This is a genomic window from Cellulomonas sp. P5_E12 (assembly GCF_054049315.1).
Map to the genome: position 1 here is coordinate 11,878 of NZ_JBFUMP010000018.1, position 19,951 is coordinate 31,828.

Annotated in this window: 21 protein-coding genes; 18 read left to right on the forward strand and 3 right to left on the reverse strand. The window is 73.5% G+C overall.

Annotation, left to right across the window (positions count from 1 at the left end; genetic code table 11):
* Positions 1-61 precede the first annotated feature (61 nt).
* Positions 62-1,375 carry a mechanosensitive ion channel family protein gene (locus tag ACXJKA_RS14810; RefSeq protein WP_456825975.1) on the forward strand — a complete coding sequence of 438 codons (1,314 nt, stop codon included), beginning with the start codon at positions 62-64 and terminating at the stop codon, positions 1,373-1,375.
* An 80-nt stretch (positions 1,376-1,455) separates the two neighbouring features.
* Positions 1,456-1,989: a uridine kinase gene (locus tag ACXJKA_RS14815; RefSeq protein WP_456825976.1), complete on the forward strand. Its 534-nt coding sequence runs from the start codon at positions 1,456-1,458 to the stop codon at positions 1,987-1,989.
* Here ACXJKA_RS14815 and ACXJKA_RS14820 read toward each other — a convergent pair.
* Positions 1,979-2,932, reverse strand: coding sequence for a helix-turn-helix transcriptional regulator (locus ACXJKA_RS14820; protein WP_456825977.1), 954 nt, complete (start codon positions 2,930-2,932; stop codon positions 1,979-1,981). The two genes, ACXJKA_RS14815 and ACXJKA_RS14820, sit on opposite strands and share 11 nt — an antisense overlap.
* Positions 2,933-3,018: 86 nt before the next feature.
* Here ACXJKA_RS14820 and ACXJKA_RS14825 point away from each other — a divergent pair, with 86 nt between their 5' ends.
* The 12 genes from ACXJKA_RS14825 (at position 3,019) to ACXJKA_RS14880 (ending at position 14,438) form a co-directional block, all read left to right on the forward strand.
* Positions 3,019-3,999, forward strand: a complete 981-nt coding sequence (locus ACXJKA_RS14825) for an ATP-binding cassette domain-containing protein (RefSeq protein WP_456825978.1) — start codon at positions 3,019-3,021, stop codon at positions 3,997-3,999.
* Entirely contained in the window at positions 3,996-4,805 is an 810-nt protein-coding gene (locus ACXJKA_RS14830; protein ID WP_456825979.1) for an ABC transporter permease, read from the forward strand. The genes ACXJKA_RS14825 and ACXJKA_RS14830 overlap by 4 nt, the downstream gene beginning before the upstream one ends.
* A 160-nt stretch (positions 4,806-4,965) precedes the next feature.
* Positions 4,966-5,466 (forward strand): methylated-DNA--[protein]-cysteine S-methyltransferase, encoded by a 501-nt coding sequence (locus tag ACXJKA_RS14835; protein ID WP_456825980.1) that lies wholly within the window; start codon positions 4,966-4,968, stop codon positions 5,464-5,466.
* Between the two features lie 43 nt (positions 5,467-5,509).
* Entirely contained in the window at positions 5,510-5,737 is a 228-nt protein-coding gene (locus ACXJKA_RS14840; protein ID WP_456825981.1) for a MoaD/ThiS family protein, read from the forward strand.
* Between the two features lie 48 nt (positions 5,738-5,785).
* Positions 5,786-6,811, forward strand: coding sequence for an NAD-dependent epimerase/dehydratase family protein (locus ACXJKA_RS14845; protein WP_456825982.1), 1,026 nt, complete (start codon positions 5,786-5,788; stop codon positions 6,809-6,811).
* Positions 6,812-7,463: 652 nt separating this feature from the next.
* A complete protein-coding gene (locus ACXJKA_RS14850; RefSeq protein ID WP_456825983.1) occupies positions 7,464-8,915 on the forward strand; it encodes a DUF222 domain-containing protein in 1,452 nt (483 codons plus the stop codon).
* A 276-nt stretch (positions 8,916-9,191) separates the two neighbouring features.
* On the forward strand, positions 9,192-9,701 hold the full coding sequence (locus ACXJKA_RS14855; protein ID WP_456825984.1) for a DsbA family protein: 510 nt from the start codon (positions 9,192-9,194) through the stop codon (positions 9,699-9,701).
* Complete coding sequence (locus ACXJKA_RS14860) at positions 9,698-10,489, forward strand: SDR family NAD(P)-dependent oxidoreductase (RefSeq protein WP_456825985.1); 792 nt, start codon at positions 9,698-9,700, stop codon at positions 10,487-10,489. Before ACXJKA_RS14855 ends, ACXJKA_RS14860 begins: the two co-directional genes overlap by 4 nt.
* Positions 10,486-10,923, forward strand: coding sequence for an SRPBCC domain-containing protein (locus tag ACXJKA_RS14865; RefSeq protein ID WP_456825986.1), 438 nt, complete (start codon positions 10,486-10,488; stop codon positions 10,921-10,923). Before ACXJKA_RS14860 ends, ACXJKA_RS14865 begins: the two co-directional genes overlap by 4 nt.
* Positions 10,920-12,629 (forward strand): threonine/serine ThrE exporter family protein, encoded by a 1,710-nt coding sequence (locus tag ACXJKA_RS14870; protein ID WP_456825987.1) that lies wholly within the window; start codon positions 10,920-10,922, stop codon positions 12,627-12,629. Before ACXJKA_RS14865 ends, ACXJKA_RS14870 begins: the two co-directional genes overlap by 4 nt.
* A gap of 226 nt (positions 12,630-12,855) precedes the next feature.
* Complete coding sequence (locus ACXJKA_RS14875; RefSeq protein WP_456825988.1) at positions 12,856-13,248, forward strand: DUF7144 family membrane protein; 393 nt, start codon at positions 12,856-12,858, stop codon at positions 13,246-13,248.
* Entirely contained in the window at positions 13,245-14,438 is a 1,194-nt protein-coding gene (locus ACXJKA_RS14880; RefSeq protein ID WP_456825989.1) for a peptidoglycan-binding domain-containing protein, read from the forward strand. The genes ACXJKA_RS14875 and ACXJKA_RS14880 overlap by 4 nt, the downstream gene beginning before the upstream one ends.
* A 55-nt stretch (positions 14,439-14,493) precedes the next feature.
* Here ACXJKA_RS14880 and nhaA read toward each other — a convergent pair whose 3' ends face one another.
* Positions 14,494-15,867, reverse strand: coding sequence for a Na+/H+ antiporter NhaA (gene nhaA / locus ACXJKA_RS14885; RefSeq protein WP_456825990.1), 1,374 nt, complete (start codon positions 15,865-15,867; stop codon positions 14,494-14,496).
* 55 nt (positions 15,868-15,922) lie between these two features.
* A complete protein-coding gene (gene ppk2, locus ACXJKA_RS14890; protein WP_456825991.1) occupies positions 15,923-16,765 on the reverse strand; it encodes a polyphosphate kinase 2 in 843 nt (280 codons plus the stop codon).
* A 99-nt stretch (positions 16,766-16,864) separates the two neighbouring features.
* On the opposite strand from ppk2, the gene ACXJKA_RS14895 reads away from it, so the two are divergent.
* The 4 genes from ACXJKA_RS14895 to ACXJKA_RS14910 are packed head-to-tail and all read left to right on the forward strand — an operon-like array spanning position 16,865 to position 19,906.
* Positions 16,865-17,269, forward strand: a complete 405-nt coding sequence (locus ACXJKA_RS14895) for a TOBE domain-containing protein (RefSeq protein WP_456825992.1) — start codon at positions 16,865-16,867, stop codon at positions 17,267-17,269.
* Complete coding sequence (modA, locus tag ACXJKA_RS14900; protein WP_456825993.1) at positions 17,266-18,060, forward strand: molybdate ABC transporter substrate-binding protein; 795 nt, start codon at positions 17,266-17,268, stop codon at positions 18,058-18,060. Before ACXJKA_RS14895 ends, modA begins: the two co-directional genes overlap by 4 nt.
* A complete protein-coding gene (locus tag ACXJKA_RS14905; protein WP_456825994.1) occupies positions 18,057-18,854 on the forward strand; it encodes an ABC transporter permease in 798 nt (265 codons plus the stop codon). The genes modA and ACXJKA_RS14905 overlap by 4 nt, the downstream gene beginning before the upstream one ends.
* Entirely contained in the window at positions 18,851-19,906 is a 1,056-nt protein-coding gene (locus ACXJKA_RS14910; RefSeq protein WP_456825995.1) for an ABC transporter ATP-binding protein, read from the forward strand. Before ACXJKA_RS14905 ends, ACXJKA_RS14910 begins: the two co-directional genes overlap by 4 nt.
* Positions 19,907-19,951 lie beyond the last annotated feature (45 nt).

Sequence of the window (19,951 nt, forward strand, 5' to 3'; positions counted from 1 at the left end):
CTCTCCGTTGCGCCCCGTCCCCGAGAAACGGGGACGGGGCGCACCTACGTACGCTGGCATCGTGCTCCTGCCCTTCGCGACCACCGACGACACCGTCTCCCACGAGGTCCAGGGCTTCGTCGTCCCCACCGTCTCGATCCTCGCCGCCGTCGTCATCGCGTACCTCACGGCCACGCTCATCGCCGTGCTGGTCCGGCGCGTCGCGCGAAAGTCCGCCGTCGCGGCCGACCTGACCCGGCGCTCGCGCAAGCCGATGCGGGCGGTCCTGCTGGTGGTGGCCGTGTGGATCGCGCTGCGGCTGAGCACGGACCCGGCCGACTGGACGCGGACCGCCGAGCACGTGCTGCTCATCGCGTTCATCATCACCATGGCGTGGCTCATCGGCAGCCTCGCGTTCGTGCTGGAGGACGCGGCCCTGCAGCGGTACCGCATCGACGTCGCCGACAACCGCCACGCGCGCCGGATCCGCACCCAGGTCCAGGTGATGCGCCGCCTCACGGTGGCCGTGCTCGTGCTCTGCGCGATCGCCGCGATCCTGCTGACGTTCCCGTCGGCGCGGGCGCTCGGCGCGAGCCTGCTGGCCTCCGCCGGGCTCATCTCGATCGTGGCCGGCCTGGCGGCGCAGAGCTCGCTGGCCAACGTCTTCGCCGGGATGCAGCTGGCGTTCACCGACGCGATCCGGGTGGACGACGTGGTCGTCGTCAACCAGCAGTGGGGGCGGATCGAGGAGATCACGCTGACGTACGTCGTCGTGCACATCTGGGACGACCGCCGCCTGATCCTGCCGTCCACCTACTTCACGACGACGCCGTTCGAGAATTGGACCCGCCGCGCGGCGGACCTGCTGGGCACCGTCGAGCTCGACGTGGACTGGGAGGTGCCCGTCGAGCCGATGCGCGCCGAGCTCAACCGGCTGCTGCAGGACACCGACCTGTGGGACCGCCGGGTCGGCATCCTGCAGGTCACCGACGCGATCGGTGGGGTGGTGCGGGTGCGGGCCCTGGCCAGCGCCGTCGACGCCCCCACCCTGTTCGACCTGCGGTGCTACGTGCGCGAAGGGCTGGTCGGCTGGCTGCAGCGGGAGGCGCCGCAGGCGCTGCCCAAGACCCGGTGGGAGGGGGCGTCGCCGGCACCGGCACCGGCCACCGGGCGGCGTGCCCGACCCGAGACGGCGCCGACGCCGACGCTCCCCGTGCCCGGCGCGTGGTCGTCGGACGACACGCAGACCATCCGCACCGGCGGGCAGGACGCCCGGCTGTTCACCGGCAGCATCGAGGCCCTGGAGCGGTCGCGGAACTTCTCCGGACCGGGCCAGGACGTCATCGACGAGCGCGAGCAGACCGCCGAGGACCACGGCGAGGGCCGGCAGCCCTGAGCCCGATCCAGCCCGTCACCACCGACGCCCTCGTCGACCACCTGGTCCGGCTCGTCGCGCAGCGGTCCGGCCGGGTTCGCGTGCTGGTCGACGGCGCGCCGCCGACGCGCCCGAGCGAGCTGGCGGACGCCCTCGTCGAGCCCCTGCGCGCGGCCGGGCGGCCTGTGGCCAGGGTGCACGCGGACGACTTCTTGCGGCCCGCCTCGGTGCGGTTCGAGCACGGCCGGGACGACGCCGACGCCTACCTGGAGGACCGGCTCGACCTGCGGGCGCTCGGCCGCGAGGTGCTCGACCCGTTCGTCGCCAGCGGCCGCTACCTGCCGACGCTCTGGGACGCGGCGACCGACCGCGCCACCCGTGCGCCGTACGCGCAGGCACCCGACGGGGCGGTCCTGCTCCTCGACGGCAGCCTGCTGCTGGGGCGGTGGCTCGACCACGAGCTCGCCGTGCACCTCACGGTGCGCCCGGCCACTCTCGATCGGCGCACGCCGGAGGCGGACCGCTGGGTGCTGCCCGCGTTCGCCCGCTACGACGACGAGATGATGCCGGCGCAGGTGGCCGATGTCGTCGTGCACGTGGACGACCCCCGGCACCCCGCTCTGCTCAAGCCGTGACCGCGGCCGTCACCCGGGCGGCCAGACGGTGCATCGCGTCGGCCAGCTCGGGCGGCCCGACCACGCGCAGCGGCACGCCGAACATGGCGAAGGTGGCGGCGACGCCGTCCCACGACCAGGCGCGCAGGACCACGCGGCTGCGGTCGTCGGCGAGCGCTTCAACCAGGGCGCCGCGGCCGGCCCAGCGGGCGACCTCGGCCGCCGCCATGTCCACCTCGGCCTCGCCCCGGCACGGCCACGGGTCGATACCGCTGAAGCGGTCGGCGACGAAGGCGGCGACGTCCGGCGCCGGCAGCTCCCGGGGAGCAAAGCGCGGGCCGGAGCCGGTCTTGGGCGTCATGCGGTCCACGCGGAACGTGCGCCAGTCGCCGCGCTCCAGGTCGTAGCCGACGAGGTACCAGCGTCCGCCCCAGGTGACCAGGTGGTGGGCCTCGGCGCGGCGCGGGAGGTCCGTGGCCCTCCCACCGGCGTAGTCGAACCGCAGGACCTCCCGCGCGCGCACGGCGGAGCCGACGACCAGCAGAACCTCCTGGTCGACCTGCGGCCGGTGGCCTGAGCGCGAGATCGCCGTGACCTGGAGTGCGTCGGCCGCCGTGCGCAGTCGCGCGGGCATCACCTGGCGCAGCGTCGCGAGGGCGCGCACGGCCGCCTCGTCGACCCCCGCGACGCCGGTCGACGCGGTCTGCAGGGCGACGACGAGCGCGACGGCCTGCTCGTCGTCGAGGAGCAGCGGCGGCATCTGTGTGCCTGCGTCGAGCCGGTAGCCGCCGTCTGGTCCCTTCGAGGCGTGGACGGGGTAGCCGAGCTCGCGCAGCCGGTCGACGTCGCGGCGCACCGTCCGGGGGCTGACGCCGAGCCGGTCCGCCAGCACGCCGCCGGGCCAGTCACGGCGCGCCTGCAGGAGGGACAGCAGCGCGAGCAGGCGGGAGGACGGCGTCGACATGTCCCCAGGATCGCATCGGGTAGCGGACAAGACCTGACCGCTACGCCGAGAAGGCTGTGCAGGTACCCACTCACGAGGGAGAACCGATGATCCAGACGCGAGGACTCACCAAGGACTTCGTGGTGAGCCGCACCGAGACCGTGCACGCCGTGCGCGGGATCGACCTCGACATCGCGCCCGGCGAGCTCGTCGCCGTGCTCGGGCCGAACGGTGCGGGCAAGACCACGACCATGCGCATGCTGACCACGCTCGTCCGCCCGACCTCCGGGACGGCGACCGTCGCCGGCGTGGACGTCGTCGCCGACCCGGCCACGGTCCGGCGGCACATCGGCTACGTCGGGCAGGGCAACGGCGCCGGGCACCAGCAGCGCGCCGCCGACGAGCTCACGATGCAGGGCCAGGTGTACGGGCTCGACCGCGCATCGGCCCGGCGGCGGACCGGCGAGCTGCTGGACGCGCTCGACCTGACCTCGCTGGCGCGGCGCAAGGTGTCGGACCTGTCCGGCGGGCAGCGGCGACGGCTCGACGTGGCGCTCGGCCTCGTGCACGCGCCCTCCCTGCTGTTCCTCGACGAGCCGTCGACCGGCCTCGACCCGCAGAACAGAGCGAACCTCTGGGACCACATCCTGCGGCTGCGCGCCGAGCACGACATGACGATCGTGCTCACCACCCACTACCTCGACGAGGCCGACACGATGGCCGAGCGCGTCGTCGTCGTCGACCACGGCCAGGTCATCGCCGACGACACCGCCGACGGGCTCAAGCGGACCCTCGCGGGCGACCGGGTGGTGCTGACCGTCGCGCTCGACGGGACCGCGGCCCGGGTGGCGTCGATCGTCGAGGCGCTGCCCGGCGCCCGCGACGTGACCGTCGACGGCGCGCGGGTCGAGGCGCGGGTCGCCGACGCGGGCGTCGCCGTCCCGTCGCTCGTGCTCGCGGCATCCGACGCGGGTGCACCGCTCCTCGAGGCCGTCGCCGTCCGACCGACGCTCGACGACGTGTTCCTGGCCCTGACGGGCCGCAGCCTGCGCGAGTCCAGCACCGCTACCGAGGAGGTCGCAGCATGAGCACCCTGACCCTCACCCCGCCGGTGAGCACCGTGACGCCGGTCCGGCGGTCGTGGCTCGCCGACGTGTGGCTCGTGATGACCCGCGAGCTGCGGCCCGTGGTCCGTGAGCCGTTCTCGGTCGTGTTCGGCCTGGTCCAGCCGCTGGTGTTCCTGGGGCTGTTCGGCCCGCTGCTGGTCGGCACGTCCGACGGGCTGAGCTCCGCCGAGGTGTGGCAGTGGTTCGTGCCGTCGGTCCTCGTGATGACCACGCTGTTCGGCACCTCGACCACCGGCGCCAACCTGCAGTTCGAGATGCAGACCGGGGCGCACGAGCGGCTGCTGGTGACGCCGCTGTCCCGCTCGGCCCAGCTGGTGGGGCGCTCGCTCAAGGAGATGGTGCCGCTGGTCGCCCAGGCGGTCATCGTCGTCGTCGTGATGCTGCCCTTCGGCTTCCGCGCCGACCCCGCGGGCGCTGTGGTCGGGCTCGCGATGCTGGCGGTGCTCGGTGTCGGGCTCGGCTCGTTGAGCTACGCGCTGGCGATCGCCGTGCGCAAGCAGGAGTGGATGTTCTGGGCCGTGCAGCAGACCGTGCTGTTCCCGCTGCTCATCCTGTCCGGGATGCTCCTGCCGCTGGAGACCGGTCCGCAGTGGATGAAGGTCGCCTCCGCGTTCGACCCGCTGCGGTGGGTGGTCGAGGCCGAGCGGGCGCTGTTCGCCGGCGACCTGACCAGCAGCGCCGTCGCGGCCGGGTGGCTCGCCGCGGTGCTCACGGCCGCGGTCGGGCTGGCGGTCGGGGTCCGCACGCTGCTGCGCAGCACCGACTGATCTCGCACCTCACATCGCCCGTCCGTCGCGCGTCTTCCCTCAGGAGACGCGCGACGGGCGGGCGTTGTCAGTGGGTGGGGGAATGATGTCGACCATGACGATCCAGGGGGATGTGGGAACGAGCACAGCGTCAGGTCTGGATACTCTCGACGAGGTGCGCGTGGTGCACACCGTCGTGCCCTCGCCGCTCGGTCCGATCACGCTCGTCGCCCACGATGGTGGGCTCAGCGCGCTCCTGCTGCCGAGCTCGAAGTACGAGGCCGCGCAGGGTCCGTTCGGCGAACGGGCGGACGACGAGTTCGACCACGTCCGCGAGCAGCTCGACGAGTACTTCGCCGGCACGCGCACCGAGTTCGACCTCCCGCTGCACTTCGTCGGCACCACGTTCCAGTGCCGGGTGTGGGAGGGGCTGTTGCGCATCCCGTACGGGCAGACGCGGTCCTACGGCGACCTCGCCGCGGAGATCGGGCTGGACCCGCGCACGTCGTCCCGCGCCGTCGGGGCGGCGAACGGCCGCAACCGGATCGCGATCGTCGTGCCGTGCCACCGGGTCATCGGCGCCGACGGGTCCCTCACCGGCTTCGCGGCCGGCCTGGACGCCAAGCGGTTCCTGCTCGGGCTCGAGGCCAAGGGGCGGCCGCGGGAGCACCTGCTCTTCTGACGGGTGCCTGTCCGGACCGTGGGTCCGGTGGCAGCATGGGGCCATGGCGCTCGTCCGGTACGTGGCGGCCGCCGCCGAGGCCGCCGGCACCGCCGCCGAGCAGGTTCCCGCCTCGACGGTCGGTGAGCTGCGCGCACAGGTCCTGATCCGGCACGGCGGCGAGCTCGCCCAGCTCATCGGTGGGTGCTCGTTCGTGGTCGACGGCGTGCGCTCCGACGACGCGAGCCCGCTCGGCCCGAGCGACGTCGTCGACGTCCTGCCGGGTGGCTGACACGGGTCCCCAGATGCGCCGCGTCCGCTGTGCTGCGAGCGTGTGCGCATGAGGGTCGTCGTGGTCGGTGCCAGCGGCAACGTCGGCACGGCATTGTTGCGGCGGTTCGTGGACGACGGGACGGTGACCTCGGTGGTCGCCGTCGCGCGACGGATCCCGCGCTGGCCCCCTCCGACCCCCTACGGCGTCGCGTCCTGGGTCGAGTGCGACGTCGCGGCGCCGGCCGCCGTCGACGATCTCGAGCCCGCGTTCCTCGGTGCCGACGCCGTCGTCCACCTCGCCTGGGCCATCCAGCCGAGCCACAACCGTCGGCGGCTCCACGACGTCAACGTGTCCGGGACGCGGAACGTGGTCGAGGCGGCTCGTCGGGCGGGGGTCCCGCACGTCGTCGTGGCGTCCAGCGTCGGCGCCTACTCGCCCGCCCCCGACGACGTCCCGCGCGGGGAGGGCTGGGCCACCGACGGCGTGCGGTCGTCGTCGTACTCCGTGGACAAGGCCGCCGTCGAGCGCGTGCTCGACGAGGCCGAGGAGCGCTACCCGGACCTCGCGATCGCCCGGCTGCGCCCCGCGCTCGTGTTCCAGCGGGCCGCTGGGCACGAGATCTCGCGGTACTTCCTGGGTCCCTGGGCGCCGAAGCGCGCCATCGCCGGCCGGCTCCCTGTGCTCCCGTGGCCCACGGGGCTGCGGCTGCAGGCGGTCCACGCCGACGACGCCGCGCAGGCCTACCGCGAGGCAGTGGTCCGCCGCGTGCGGGGTGCGTTCAACATCGCCGCGCCTGACGTCCTGCGCGGTCCCGAGGTGGCCGACGTCGTGGCGCGCGGGCGGCTGCGCGACGTCGCGGTCTCCGAGGCGAGGGGGGTGCTTGCCGCGGCGTGGCACGCCCGGGCGGTGCCGGTCGGGCCGGGCTGGCTCGACATGGCGCTGGCCGCGCCGGTGCTCGACACCTCTCGTGCCGAGCGCGAGCTCGACTGGCGGCCGCAGTGGTCGGCCGTCGATGCCGTGCGGGACCTGGTGGCCGGCATCGCTGCCGGCGCAGGGACGGTGAGCCCGCCGCTGCGGCCGCGGCGGCGCTGAGACCTGCTCGTCCCCACTCTCGTGGTTCCACCGTTGCCCGCAGGGCCGCGCCTGTTGGTGGCTACGTGCGCGGAAGCTGCAGCTCGCTCGCACCCCGGTGAAGGTGGTGCCATCCATCACCGAGACGCGTCGCTGGAGCCGCCGACCCGGGCACAGCTGGGCTCCGTGAGCGTTGATGAGTGCGTCTTCTGTCGGGTTGTGGCCGACACTCTCTTCAGCAGAGCCGCGAAATGCCATGGGCATCGGAGGTTGTCGGCTCTTGTATTCTCCGCATGCGTCCGTTGTCTTGTGGATGAACGCCAAGAATTTGGCGGCTGTGGACGGCTCGGTGGCGCTGTGACCTGCGACGATGTGGTTTCGACCCTCGTCTCACGATGCGAATGAATGCACCGGTGAATGTCAGTGGTGCCTGGAACACTTCTTTGTGGGCGGATCGTCGGGCTCGATTCTCGGGTCCGTCCCGGTGGCGCGAAGGAGGTGGCTGACGGTGTCGATCGACGAGGACCGTGGCGTTGCCGGCTCTGCGTCAGGCTTGCCGGCCGACTCGAGAGGGTCGGCCGACTCGAGAGGGTCGACCGGGTCGGCCGGGTCGGCCGGGTCGGCCGGGTCGACCGGGTCGGCCGGGTCGGTCGGCGGGTCACCGGAGACGGGCGTGGGCTCGCCTGCGGCGGTCGCGTTGGCGGCGTTGAGGTCGGCGGTCGATGCGTTGGCGGTCGCGTCGGATCCGTCGACCTCGGCGGGGCGGCTGGAGGGTGTGGCTGCGGTCGAGGTGGTGCGGGAGGCCCTGGGGTTGGCGGGGCGGTTGTCCGCGATCGCGGCGCGGGTGGTTCCTGTGGTGGAGGCCGATGGGTGGTGGGCGCTGGAGGGTGCGCGGTCGATCACGTCGTGGGTCGCGGCGCAGGGTCGCCTCCCTCACGGGCAAGCGAAGCGTCTGGTAACGCTCGGGCGGGCGTTCCGGGACGACCTGCCCACCACCACGGTCGAGGCGGTCGCCGGGAGAGTGCCGCTGGAGGCCGCCCACGCGATCGCCGGCGCGGCGAACACCGAGGACCGCCGTGCGGCGCTGGCCGCCCCGGCCGAGGAGTGCGGGGAGCAGTTTCTGCTGGAGTTCGCCCGGGTGTTGCCGGTCTCCCAGTTCCAGCTGCTGGCCCGCCGCTGGGCCGCGCACGCGGACCCGGCCGCCGACGACCGCGGGTACAGGGATGCGTCGGACCGGGAGTTCCTGACCTTGGCCCAGACGATGGACGGGTGCCACCTGCGCGGGTTCCTGACGAGCGAGCACGGCCACGCGTTGCAGGCGGCCCTGTCCGCGGTGATGTCGACGAGCGCGGACAGTGCGGGTGAGCCGGCGGCGCGGCGCCGCGCGGGGGCATTGGTGAACCTGACCCGCTTGGTCCTGGACCGGGACCTGACCGGCGCGACCGGGACCCACCGCCCCCACATCACCGCCGTGGTCGACCTCGAGACCTTGCACCGGGCGCTGGACCGGGCACCCGGCGGCCGTTCGTCCGGCGGCCGCGCGTCCGGCGGCGGTTCGGCCAGGGCGTCCGGCGGCGGGTCGACCGGGGCGTCCGGCGGCGGGTCGGCCACCACGGGCGAGCCGCAGAACATAACCACGGGTGTCCTCGCGTCGCCGAACGGGCCGCCACCAGTCGGCGATGTCGCGTCGCCGCGCCCGCCACTGCGGGCCGGGGACGTCGAGCGGTTCGCGGTCGGGGAGCTGGTCGGCACCGGTCCCATCCCGGACAGCGTGCTCGCACGGCTCGCGTGCGACTCGGCGATCACTCGGGTCGTGTTCGGACCCCAGTCCCAGGTGCTGAACGTGGGACGCGCCGAACGCACCTACACGGGTGCCAGACGCCGGGCGATCATCGCCCGCGACCAGCACTGCCAATACCCCGGCTGCGATGCGCCACCGGCGATGTCGGAGGTCCACCACACCGAGCACTGGCACCGCGACGGTGGCTCCACCGACGTGCGCACCGGCGCCCTGCTGTGCTGGCACCACCACGAGGTCGTCCACGACCGAGGCATCGAGATCACCCGCGACCACTCAGGCCGATGGCGATTCACCGACCGACACGGACAACCACTCCGCACCTGAGGGCACCGCGACCGAGCGCTCAGCCCGACGTCGCACCCGAACGGTGTCGCGCCCGATCCGCGGCCCGTCTGCATCGCGCGGTACTCGACGTCTCGCTGCGTCCTCGCGTGCTCGCGGATGCCTCCTTGAGGGAGAGGGCACGTGGGCCCGCGGTCTTGGCCGGCCTCGGAGGCTGCGTCGGAGATCCGACACGGCGCCTGACGTGCAGGTCGATCGCCGACGACCGGGCGGCCCGTTCCGCTGTCCCGACGCGGCGCGGTCGGGCATCCTCGACCCATGGCAGACGACATCCCCGCCGAGCGGCACGTGTACGGCCGCGTCGACGCCCCGGTCACCGTGGTCGAGTTCGGTGACCTCGAGTGCCCGTACTGCCGGGCAGCCGCGCCCGCGCTGCGCGAGCTGGTGGACACCTCCGACGGGCAGGTGCGGCTGGTCTGGCGGCACTTCCCGCTGTTCGAGGTGCACCCGTACGCGCTCTCGGCTGCCCTGGCCGCCGAGGCAGCAGGTACCCACGGCAAGTTCTGGGAGATGCACGACGAGCTGATGAGCCACCAGGACCGCCTCTCCGAGCAGGATCTGCGCGCTGCCGCACGCGCGCTCGGGATCGACCCCGCCGAGGTGGCCGGCGAGGGTGCGCAGGCCTACGCACCGGCCATCTCGGCGGACTACGCCGCCGGCATCGAGCTCGGGGTGCGGGGGACGCCGACGGTGTTCGTCGGCGGCGCGCGCTACCACGGGAAGGTCACGCTCGACCGGCTGCGCGATGCGGTCGAGGCGGCGCGATGAGGACGGCGCTGGTCACGGGTGCCGGGCGGGGGATCGGCCGGGGGATCGCGCTGGGTCTGGCGCGCGCCGGGTACCGCGTCGCGCTCGTCGGCCGGACCCGGGCGCACCTGGACGCCGTCGCCGAGGAGGTCGACGCCGACGCGGCGGTCGTGGCCGCGGCGGACCTCGTCGACCGGACGGCCGTGCTCGACGCGGTCGCGCGGGTCGAGGAAGCGCTCGGCGGCATCGGGCTTCTGGTCAACAACGCGGGCGTGATCGAGCGCGCGGAGGTGTCGTTCGTCGACGACGACGTCGAGGACTCCTGGCGCGTCATCGAGGCCAACGTCCGCGGTCCGCTGCTCGTCACGCACGCGGTGCTGCCCGGCATGCTCGCGCGCGGCGACGGGCGGGTGCTCAACCTCAACTCCGGCGCGGGCCACCGGGCGATGACCAGCTACACCGGCTACGCCATCAGCAAGGGCGCGCTGGCGCGCTTCACCACGCAGCTGGACGCGCAGTACCGGGACCGGGGGATCCGCGTGCTCGATCTCGCGCCCGGGCACGTCGAGACGGCGATGACCACGTCGATGCCGCTGCACGAGGGGCGGACGGAGTGGACGCCGGTCGAGGCCGTCGCCGAGCTGGTCCGGGCGTTCGGGGACGGGGAGCTCGACGGGCTGTCGGGGCGGTTCGTGCGCGCCGGCACGGACACCGTCGAGTCGCTGCGCGCGGCGACCCCGGCGATCCTGGCGACGGACGCCCGCACGCTTCGGCTGCCCCCGTACGGCGACGGCGACCCCGTGTCGTGATAGAGCCGATCCGTCACCAGCTCGTCGTCGCCCCCACACCGGTGGAGGCGTTCGACGCGTGGGTCGACGGGATCGGGCAGTGGTGGCACCCCGACTACACGCCGGACCCGGCCGGGTTCCGCGGCGCCGGCATCGAGCCCCGGGTCGGTGGGCGCGTCTACCTGGTCGACGCGACCCTCGGCGACGTCGTGTGGGGGCGGGTGCTCGCGATCGCCCGCGGCGCGCTCGTCGTGCACACCTCGACGCTCGGCCAGACCTCCGAGCACCCGAGCCGGATCACCGTGCAGTTCGTGCCGCTGGACGAGGGCGGCACGCGCGTCGAGCTCGAGCACGGCGGCTGGGACGAGGGCAACGCGAGCTTCCGCGACAAGTTCACCGACTGGCCGCTGATCCTCGACCGCTACGCCGCGTTCGTCTCCCGGACCGGGCCGTGAGCGGCTCGGCCGCGGGCGCCGCGCCGGACCCCGGGGTGACCGCTGCCGTCACACCCGACCCCGTCGAGACTCTCCCGGAGCCCACGACCACCACGAGCACCGCTCCGTCGACCCCCGCGCCCGTGGACACCGTCGCGCCGACGGAGTCCAGCTCGGTGGCGCCGGTCCCGACCCCGACCCCGACCGACGAGACCACCACGGCCGTTCCCTCGCCCGAGCCGACCGTCACGGAGACCGTGGTCGTCGAGGTGCCCTTCAGCCACGACCCGGCCGTGGCGAGCTCGACCATCCCGCTCGGGGCGATCATCACGGCGCTCGTCATCCTCGTCGCGGCCGCCGCGGCGCTGGTGCTCGCTGTGCGGCGCAACCGCGACGGGCGTCCGCCGGTGCCGGCGACGGCGGCGGTTCCGGCCGCCACCACGTCGACCGTTGACGTGCTCGACGCGACGAGCCCGGTCGCCCTGCCGTCGGACGCGGTGTCGGACACGGTCCGGTTCCTCATGGTGCTGGGCGAGGCCCTGATCGACTCGAGCGCGCCGGTGGTCCAGGTGAACCGGACGCTCGAGCGGGTCGCGGCGATCAACGGCGCCCCCGAGGTCGAGGTGGTGGCGCTGCCGACGGCGTTGCTGGTGTCGGTGCCCCACGGCGTCTCGACGCAGACCGCGGCGTCCTCCGCGGGCTGGCGGCAGCTGAGGCTGCACCAGGTGCAGGACGTCCTCGCCGTCGCCGACGAGGCCGAGGCCGGCGACGTCGGGCCGGTCGAGGGCATCGCGCGGATCCGCGCCGCGGTCACCGCGCCACCGCTGTACTCCGGGAGCGCCCGCATCCTGGGGTACGTCGCGGTCACGGCCGGGCTCGCCATGATCCTGGGCGGCAGCCTCGTCGACGTGCTCGTGGCGTCGGCGCTCGGCGCGGCGATCGCCGTGGCGCAGGTGGCCACGGGGCGCCTGCCTGCCCCCTACCAGGCCCTCGTGGTGCTGACCTGCGCGTTCGGTGTCTCCGCCGCGGTCTTCCTGCTGTCGCGCACGGGCATCGACATCGGGATGCTCGCGCCCCTCGTTGCCCCCTTGGTGACCTTCCTGCCCGGTGCCCTCCTCACCACGGCGGCGATCGACCTGGCGACGCGGCAGATGATCGCCGGCTCCGCGCGGCTGGCCGCGGGCGGCATGCAGCTTGTCCTGCTCGCGCTCGGCATCACCGGTGCAGCGGCGCTCGTCGGTGTGCCGGCCTCGGACGTCGGGTCCGCGGCCTTCCAGCCACTCGGGTGGGCTGGTCCGTGGATCGGCGTGCTCGTCTACGGCACCGGCGTGGTGTTCCACAACTGCGCCCGACGGACCGCGCTCCCGTGGATCCTGCTCGTGCTCGTCGTCGCGTACGCCGGTCAGGTGGTGGGCGGGCTGTTCTTCGGCGGCGCCTTCTCCGCCTTCTTCGGGGCGCTGCTGATGACGCCCGTCGCGATGTTCGCCGCGACCCGCCCGACCGGGCCGCCCGCGCTCGTGGGGTTCCTTCCGGGGTTCTGGCTGCTCGTGCCCGGCGCACTCGGGCTCGTCGGAGTGACCTCGATCCTCGGCGACGACGCGCAGGCGCTCAACACGGTCGTGACCGCCGGCACCACGATGGTCGCGATCTCGTTGGGGGTGCTCGCGGGCATCGCGCTGGGGTCCGGCGCGGCACGACGGGCGGGGCTGTCGGTCGGTCGGTTCTGACGGCTCGGCGGGCCGCGACGTGGTCGACGCATCCGCGTCGGCGTCGCCAAGGAGGCCAGAGCGAGTTCCTGCGCCACCCTCGTGGGTGCTGGCATTTCGCCTCCCTCGCCGCAATGATCCTGTTCACGGGGATTTCTCGTGCCGATCCAGGGAAGGGTCGCGTGACGCGACGGGCAGCTCTTCGACCGCTCGTGAGTCAGCGCCACATCAAGAGAGGGATCCGAACGTGACAGAGCAGCGCAGTGGATTTGCCGTCGGCCTGACCGTGTTCGCCGCGACGATGATGATCCTCATCGGCGTCCTGCACGCCGTGCAGGGAGTGGTGGCGGTCGCCAACGACACGTTCTACGTCGCCGGCCAGGAGTGGATCTTCGAGTTCGACGTCACGACGTGGGGATGGATCCACCTCGTCGCGGGTCTCGTGGTCGTGCTCGCCGGCTTCTTCGTGCTCAGCGGTGCCGTGTGGGCCCGGACCGTCGGCGTCGCCGTGGCGGTCCTCAGCATCCTGCTCAACTTCGCCTGGCTGCCGTACTACCCGTGGTGGAGCCTCGTGATCATCGCGCTCGACGTCTTCGTGATCTGGGCGCTGACGGTTCACGGTCGGGACATCGTCCGATGAGCCGCCGCGCAGTCCTCGAGGCGCCCGGGCGTCGTCGCACGTCGCGGACCGTCGCTTTTGCCGTCGGCGCTGGTTTGCTGCTGGCCCTGTCGGGATGCACCGGCGACACGTCGGGGCCGGAGGAGACGCCCAAGTCCGACGTCGAGGTCGCGAAGGCCGACGTCGCGGCCGCGGAAGAGGCCCTGGCCACTGCGCAGGCCGCGGCGACCGACGCCGGCGCGGCGTTCTGTGACGCGAGCTCGACGTACATCACTGCCCTTGACCGCTACGGCGACGTGCTGAACCAGACGGCGGTCACCGTCGGCGACGTCCAGACGGCCGGCGACGACCTCGCCGAGCCCGCTGCGGAGACGAAGGACGCGGCGCAGAGTGCCGTCGACGCCCGGGACGCGGTCGTCCAGGCACAGGAGGACCTCGCCACGGCGCAGGCCGAGCTGGCCGCCGCCGAGGCGGCCGCCGCCGGTGAGCCCGCGCCCGAGCCCACCGAGGATTCGCCGAGCCCGGAGCCCACGGTCCCCGCCGCCAGCGTGACCCGCGTCCAGCAGGCCGAGGACGACTTCGCGTCCGCGCTCGGGAGCATCACCGCGGACACACCGTTGGTGCAGGCGTCCGAGCAGTTCAACTCGGCGGCCGTGGCCCTGGAGATGTCCTGGCTCCGCCTCTTCGCCGACGCGGGCTGCCTGTCGGACGAGCGGCAGGCGGAGGCGAGCGCCACCGTCAGCGCCTACACGGCGGCGCTCCAGCAGTCGCTGAAGGACGCCGGGTACGACCCCGGACCGGTCGACGGGGTCTACGGCCCGCAGACCGTCGCCGCGGTGCAGGCCCTGCAGAAGGCGAGCGGGCTGCCCGAGACGGGGACGATGGACAAGGCGACCAACGCCGCGCTCCAGGCGGCCCTCGAGGCGAAGGGCGCCGAGGCGGCCGCGGCATCCGCCGCGGCGACCGCGGCGCTGCAGCAGACGCTCAAGCTCGCGGGCTACTGGGACGGGCCGGTCGACGGGACGTGGTCGGACGAGCTCACGGCCGCCGTCGGGGCGGCGCAGACCGACCTGGGTGTCCCGGTGACGGGCACGGTGGACGCCGCGACGATCGCGGCGTTCCAGGCGGCGCTCGCGGGGGCCAAGGAGGGCGCCTCGGCGGAGCCGACCCCGGAGCCGACGCCGGAACCCACGGCGACCGAGGAGGGCTGATCCGGCCGCCGGAGGAGCCGCCCTGGCGGCGGCTCCTCCGGCGGGCGTGGTCGCCCTAGACCGGCGCCCGCCACGGCAGCGGCGGCAGGGGTGGCGGGGCGTCGCTGAGCGGGGAGCAGAGCGGGAGCTTCTCGCCCAGCCACCGCAGCAGGATCGAACCGAGCACGGCGGCCGTCAGCGACCCGGCGAGGATCCCGATCTTCGCGTCGTCCAGCTGCTGCGCGTCGTCGAACGCCAGGCCGGCGATGAACAGGGAGATGGTGAAGCCGATGCCGGCCAGCACGGCGCCGCCCAGCAGGTGTCCCCAGCGCACCCGGCCGGGCAGCTCGCCGAGGCCGAGCCGCAGCGCGACGGTCGAGGCGCCGGTGATGCCGATCGCGTTGCCCAGCACCAGGGCGACGGCCACGCCGATGGCCAGCCGGGAGTGCGCCGCCGACTGCAACGACTCCGCGTCCAGCACGATGCCCGCGTTGGCCAGCCCGAACAGGGGCACGACGACGAACGCGCTCCAGGGGTGCAGGATGCGCTGCAGCCGGTCGTTCGTCGGCACCGCCGCCCGGGCCGCGAGCTCCGCGAGGTGCTCGCGCTCAGCAGTGGCGTCGTCGATCAGCTTGCGGCCGTACCCGGCGACCTCCTCGATGGTCTCCTGTTCCGCGGGCCGGGCAGGCACCAGCAGGCCGACGATGACGCCCGCGAGGGTGGCGTGCACGCCGGACGCCTGGACGGCGAACCACAGCGCGATGCCGGCGAGCACGTAGGGCGCCAGCTGCCAGACGTTGAGCCAGCGCAGGACGAGGATCCCCACGACGATCGCCCCGGCGAGCGCGAGCGCGGCCATGTCGACCTCGGAGGTGTAGAAGACCGACATCACGGTGATCGCACCGATGTCGTCGACGATCGCCAGCGTGAGCAGGAACAGCCGCAGCCGGTCGGGGCACTTCGGGCCGAAGAGGGCGAGGATGCCGACGAGGAACGCCGTGTCCGTCGACATCACGACGCCCCAGCCGTGGGCCGCGTCGGTCCCGCCGTTGAAGGCCAGGTAGATGAGCACCGGGACGAGCAGGCCGCCGATCGCGCCGAGGGCCGGCACCGCGACGGTCCGTTTGTCGCGAAGGTCTCCCGTGGTGGCCTCGCGGCTGATCTCGAGGCCGACGACCGCGAAGAAGATGGCCATCGCGGCGTCGTTGACCCAGTCGTGCAGGTCGAGCTCGACACCCCAGGTGCCGATGTGGAAGCCGGCCATGGTCGACCACATCGACTCGTAGGCGTCCGCCCACGGGGAGTTGGCCCAGACGAGCGCGACGACGGTGGCGGCCAGCAGATAGACGGCGCTGCCGGCCTCGTTGGTGAGGAAGTCCCGCACCGACGGCTGGAGGCCGGGCAGCGAGACCCGCAGGGCGGGGCCCGGGGAGGTCGAGGTCGTCGACATGCGGATCAACGTCGCAGGTGATCGCCCGCGACGCAACGGTCGTTCGCCGTCGGCGTCAGAGGTGCTTCTCCGGGTCGCCCATCAGCTCGAGGACGTGGTCGGGGACGTACGTCGACAGCTCGCGCGGCGGACGGACGTAGTTGTTCGTGGCCGGGGGCCGGTCCGGGAGCGTGACCTTCTCGTGCGGCACGTCGGTGTACGGGATCGTCGAGAGCAGGTGGCTGATCATGTTGAGCCGCGCGTGCTTCTTGATGTCCGACTCCACGATGAACCACGGGCTGGCCGGCACGTCGGTGTGCACGAGCATCTCGTCCTTGGCCTTGGAGTACTCCTCCCACCGGCTCAGCGACGCGGTGTCCATCGGGCTGAGCTTCCACTGGCGTACCGGGTCGTTCAGGCGGGAGCGGAACCTCTTGAGCTGCTCGCTGTCGGAGACCGAGAACCAGTACTTGCGCAGGAGGATGCCGTCCTCGATGAGCATCTGCTCGAAGATCGGCGTCTGCCGCATGAACCGGCTGTACTCCTGCGGGGTGCAGAACCCCATCACGTGCTCCACGCCGGCGCGGTTGTACCAGGACCGGTCGAACAGGACGATCTCGCCGGCTTCAGGCAGGTGGGCGACGTAGCGCTGGTAGTACCACTGAGTCTTCTCGCGATCGGTCGGCGTCGGCAGCGCGGCGATGCGCACGATGCGTGGGCTCAGGTACTCCGAGATCCGCTTGATCGTGCCGCCCTTGCCGGCAGCGTCGCGGCCCTCGAAGATCACGACGACCCGGGCGCCGGTGGCCTTGGCCCAGAGCTGGACCTTGACCAGCTCGGCCTGCAGGCGAAAGAGCTCGGCCTCGTAGATGTCGTTCGGGATCTTCCCCTTGCGCTTCTTGCCCGACTTCTTCGCCATGAACGGACCGTACCGCCCGCGGTGTGGTCGCGCCGGACTTCCGCATCCGCGGACCAGATGGCCCTGGACAGCCGTACCTGCGGCACTACGATCGCGTTCGTGACCGACTACAGGATCAGCGAGGCAGCCGAGCTGCTGGGCGTGAGCGACGACACGGTCCGGCGGTGGGTCGACTCCGGTGCGCTGGAGGCCCGGACCGACGACGCCGGCCGGAGCGTGGTCGGGGGCGTCGAGCTCGCGGCGCTGGCCGTCGAGCGAGCACGGACCCCGGAGGACCCCGCCGCCGGCACCAGCTCGGCGCGCAACCGGCTGCCCGGGCTGGTGACCGGCATCCTCAGCGACACCGTGATGTCCCAGGTCGAGCTGCAGGCCGGCCCGTTCCGGCTGGTGTCGCTGATGTCGAGCGAGGCGGTCCGCGAGCTCGGGCTCGAGGTGGGCTCGCGCGCGACCGCCGTCGTGAAGGCCACCACCGTGCTCGTCGAGACCCCGCGGACGCAGCGATGAGGGCCCGCGCGCTCGTCGGCACCGCGGCCGTGCTGCTCGCGCTCGTCGGGTGCTCGTCGGCGACGCCTGCTGCCGAGCGCACCCCGACGTCCACACCCGAGCTGACGGGCGAGCTCACCGTGTTCGCCGCGGCCTCGCTGCAGGGTGCCTTCGACGCGATCGGCCAGGAGCTCGCCGCGCAGAATCCGGGGGTCACGGTGCACCCGACCACCTACGACGGCTCGTCCACCCTGGCGACCCAGCTGGTCGGCGGGGCGTCGGCGGACGTGTTCGCGTCTGCGGACCTGGCGAACATGGCCACGGTGACCGACGCGGGCCTCGCCGACGGGACGCCGACGGTCTTCGCGACGAACACGCTCGAGATCGTCGTGGCGCCGGGCAACCCGACGACCATCACGTCGCTGGCGGACCTGGCGGCGCTCTCGACGTCGGGCGGCAAGGTCGTCCTCTGCGCGCCCGAGGTGCCCTGCGGCGCGGCGGCGCACAAGGTCCTCGACGGTGTGGGCCTCACGCTGACCCCGGTCAGCCAGGAGCAGAACGTCAAGGCCGTGCTCACCAAGGTGCAGACCGGTGACGCCGACGCCGGTCTGGTCTACCGGACCGACGTGCTCGCGGCCGGCGACACCGTCGAGGGCGTCGAGTTCCCCGAGGCGGCCACGGCGGTGAACGAGTACCCGATCGTCGTGCTGACGACGACCGAGAACGAGGACGTCGCCCGGGCGTTCGTCGACCTCGTGCTCTCCGACGCGGGTCAGAAGATCCTCTCGGACCTGGGGTTCACCGCGCCGTGAGACCTGCCCGCGTCCCGGGCCTGCTCTGGCTGCCGGCGGCCCTCGCAGCCGGGCTGCTGGTCCTGCCCGTCGTCGCCCTCGTCGTGCACGCCGACTGGTCCACGCTGCCCGCGGACATCTCCACGCCCGCCGCGATGGATGCGCTGCGGCTGTCGCTGACCACGTCGGTCGCGGCCACTGTCGTGTGCCTGGCGCTGGGCGTCCCGCTGGCGGTCGTCCTGGCGCGGGCGCGGGGCTGGTCGGCCGACGTGCTGCGCGCCCTGGTCACGCTGCCGCTCGTGCTGCCGCCGACGGTCGGCGGCATCGCGCTGCTGTACCTGCTGGGGCGGCGCGGGCTGGTCGGGCAGTCGCTGGACACGTGGTTCGGCATCACGATCCCGTTCACCACGGCGGCCGTGGTCATCGCGCAGGCGTTCGTCGCCATGCCGTTCCTGGTGCTCTCCGTCGAGGGCTCGTTGCGGACGGCGGGCACCCGGTTCGACATCGTCGCCGCGAGCCTCGGAGCCGGGCCGTGGACCGTCCTGCGGCGCATCACCATCCCGCTGGTCATGCCCGGCCTGGTGAGCGGCACGGTCCTGTGCTTCGCGCGGGCGCTCGGGGAGTTCGGCGCGACCGCGCTGTTCGCCGGCAACTCCCCGGGCGTCACGCAGACCATGCCGCTGGCCATCTACTCGGCGTTCAACGGGGCCGGCGTCACGCAGGGCACGGCCGTCGCGCTGTCGCTCCTGCTGGTGTTCGCGGCGATCGCGGTGCTGCTCGCGGCGCGCGCCTGGCGGCCCGGGCGGGCCGCATGACGTCCCTGCACGCCGAGGTCGCGGTCCGCCGGGGCGCCTTCGCGCTCGACGTGACCATCGCCGCCCACCCCGGCGAGATCGTCGCGGTGCTCGGCCCCAACGGCGCGGGCAAGTCGACGCTGCTCGCGGTGCTCGCCGGGCACCTGGTCCCCGCGGACGGCGTGGTGCGGGTGGGGGACCGGACGCTGACCGCCGTCTGGGACGGGCGCGTGGAGACGGACGTCCGTCCCGAGCGTCGGTCCGTCGGCCTGCTGGGCCAGGACCCGCTGGTCTTCCCGCATCTGAGCGCGCGCGAGAACGTGGCCTTCGCCCCTCGCGCGGCCGGCGTGCCGGCGAAGGAGGCCCGGGAGACGGCCGACGAGTGGCTCACCGCCGTCGGCCTCGACGGACTGGCCGACCGTCGCCCCGACGCGCTGTCCGGCGGGCAGCGCCAGCGGGTCGCCCTCGCGCGTGCGCTCGCGGCCGGGCCCGACGTGCTCCTGCTCGACGAGCCGTTCGCCCAGCTGGACGTGCGCACGGCCGCGGAGCTGCGCGAGCTGGTGCGCGAACAGGTCCGGCGCACGCGCACGGCGACCGTCCTGGTCACCCACGACGTGCTCGACGCCGTCACGCTGGCGGACCGGGTCGTCGTCCTGCACGACGGTCAGGTGGTCGAGCAGGGTCGGCCGCTCGACGTGCTCACCGACCCCGTCCATCCGTTCACGGCCGCGCTGGCCGGGGTCAACCTCGTCGTCGGCACGCTCGTGGCCGGTGCCGGCGGCGGGACGCTGCTGGCCGGCCCCGACGGCCTGCTCGTACCGTGCGCCGCCGCGCCGGGCGGTCGTGCCCAGGTGACGTTCCCGCCCGGCGCGGTCGTCGTCGGCGGCGACGGCGGCTGGACCGCGCGGGTGATCGACCTCGAGCCGGGGACCACCGGGGTGCGCCTGCGGACCACCGGCGACGTGCTCGTCGACCTGCCGCCGGCGCAGGTCGCGCTGCTGGGTCTGCACGTCGGCGCGACCGTCCGGCTCGCCGTCCCGAGCGAGCACGTGCGGGTGCGACCGCTCGGCTGATCTCACAGGCCGCCGCGGCAACCGGTGCGCGAATGGATCCGAACG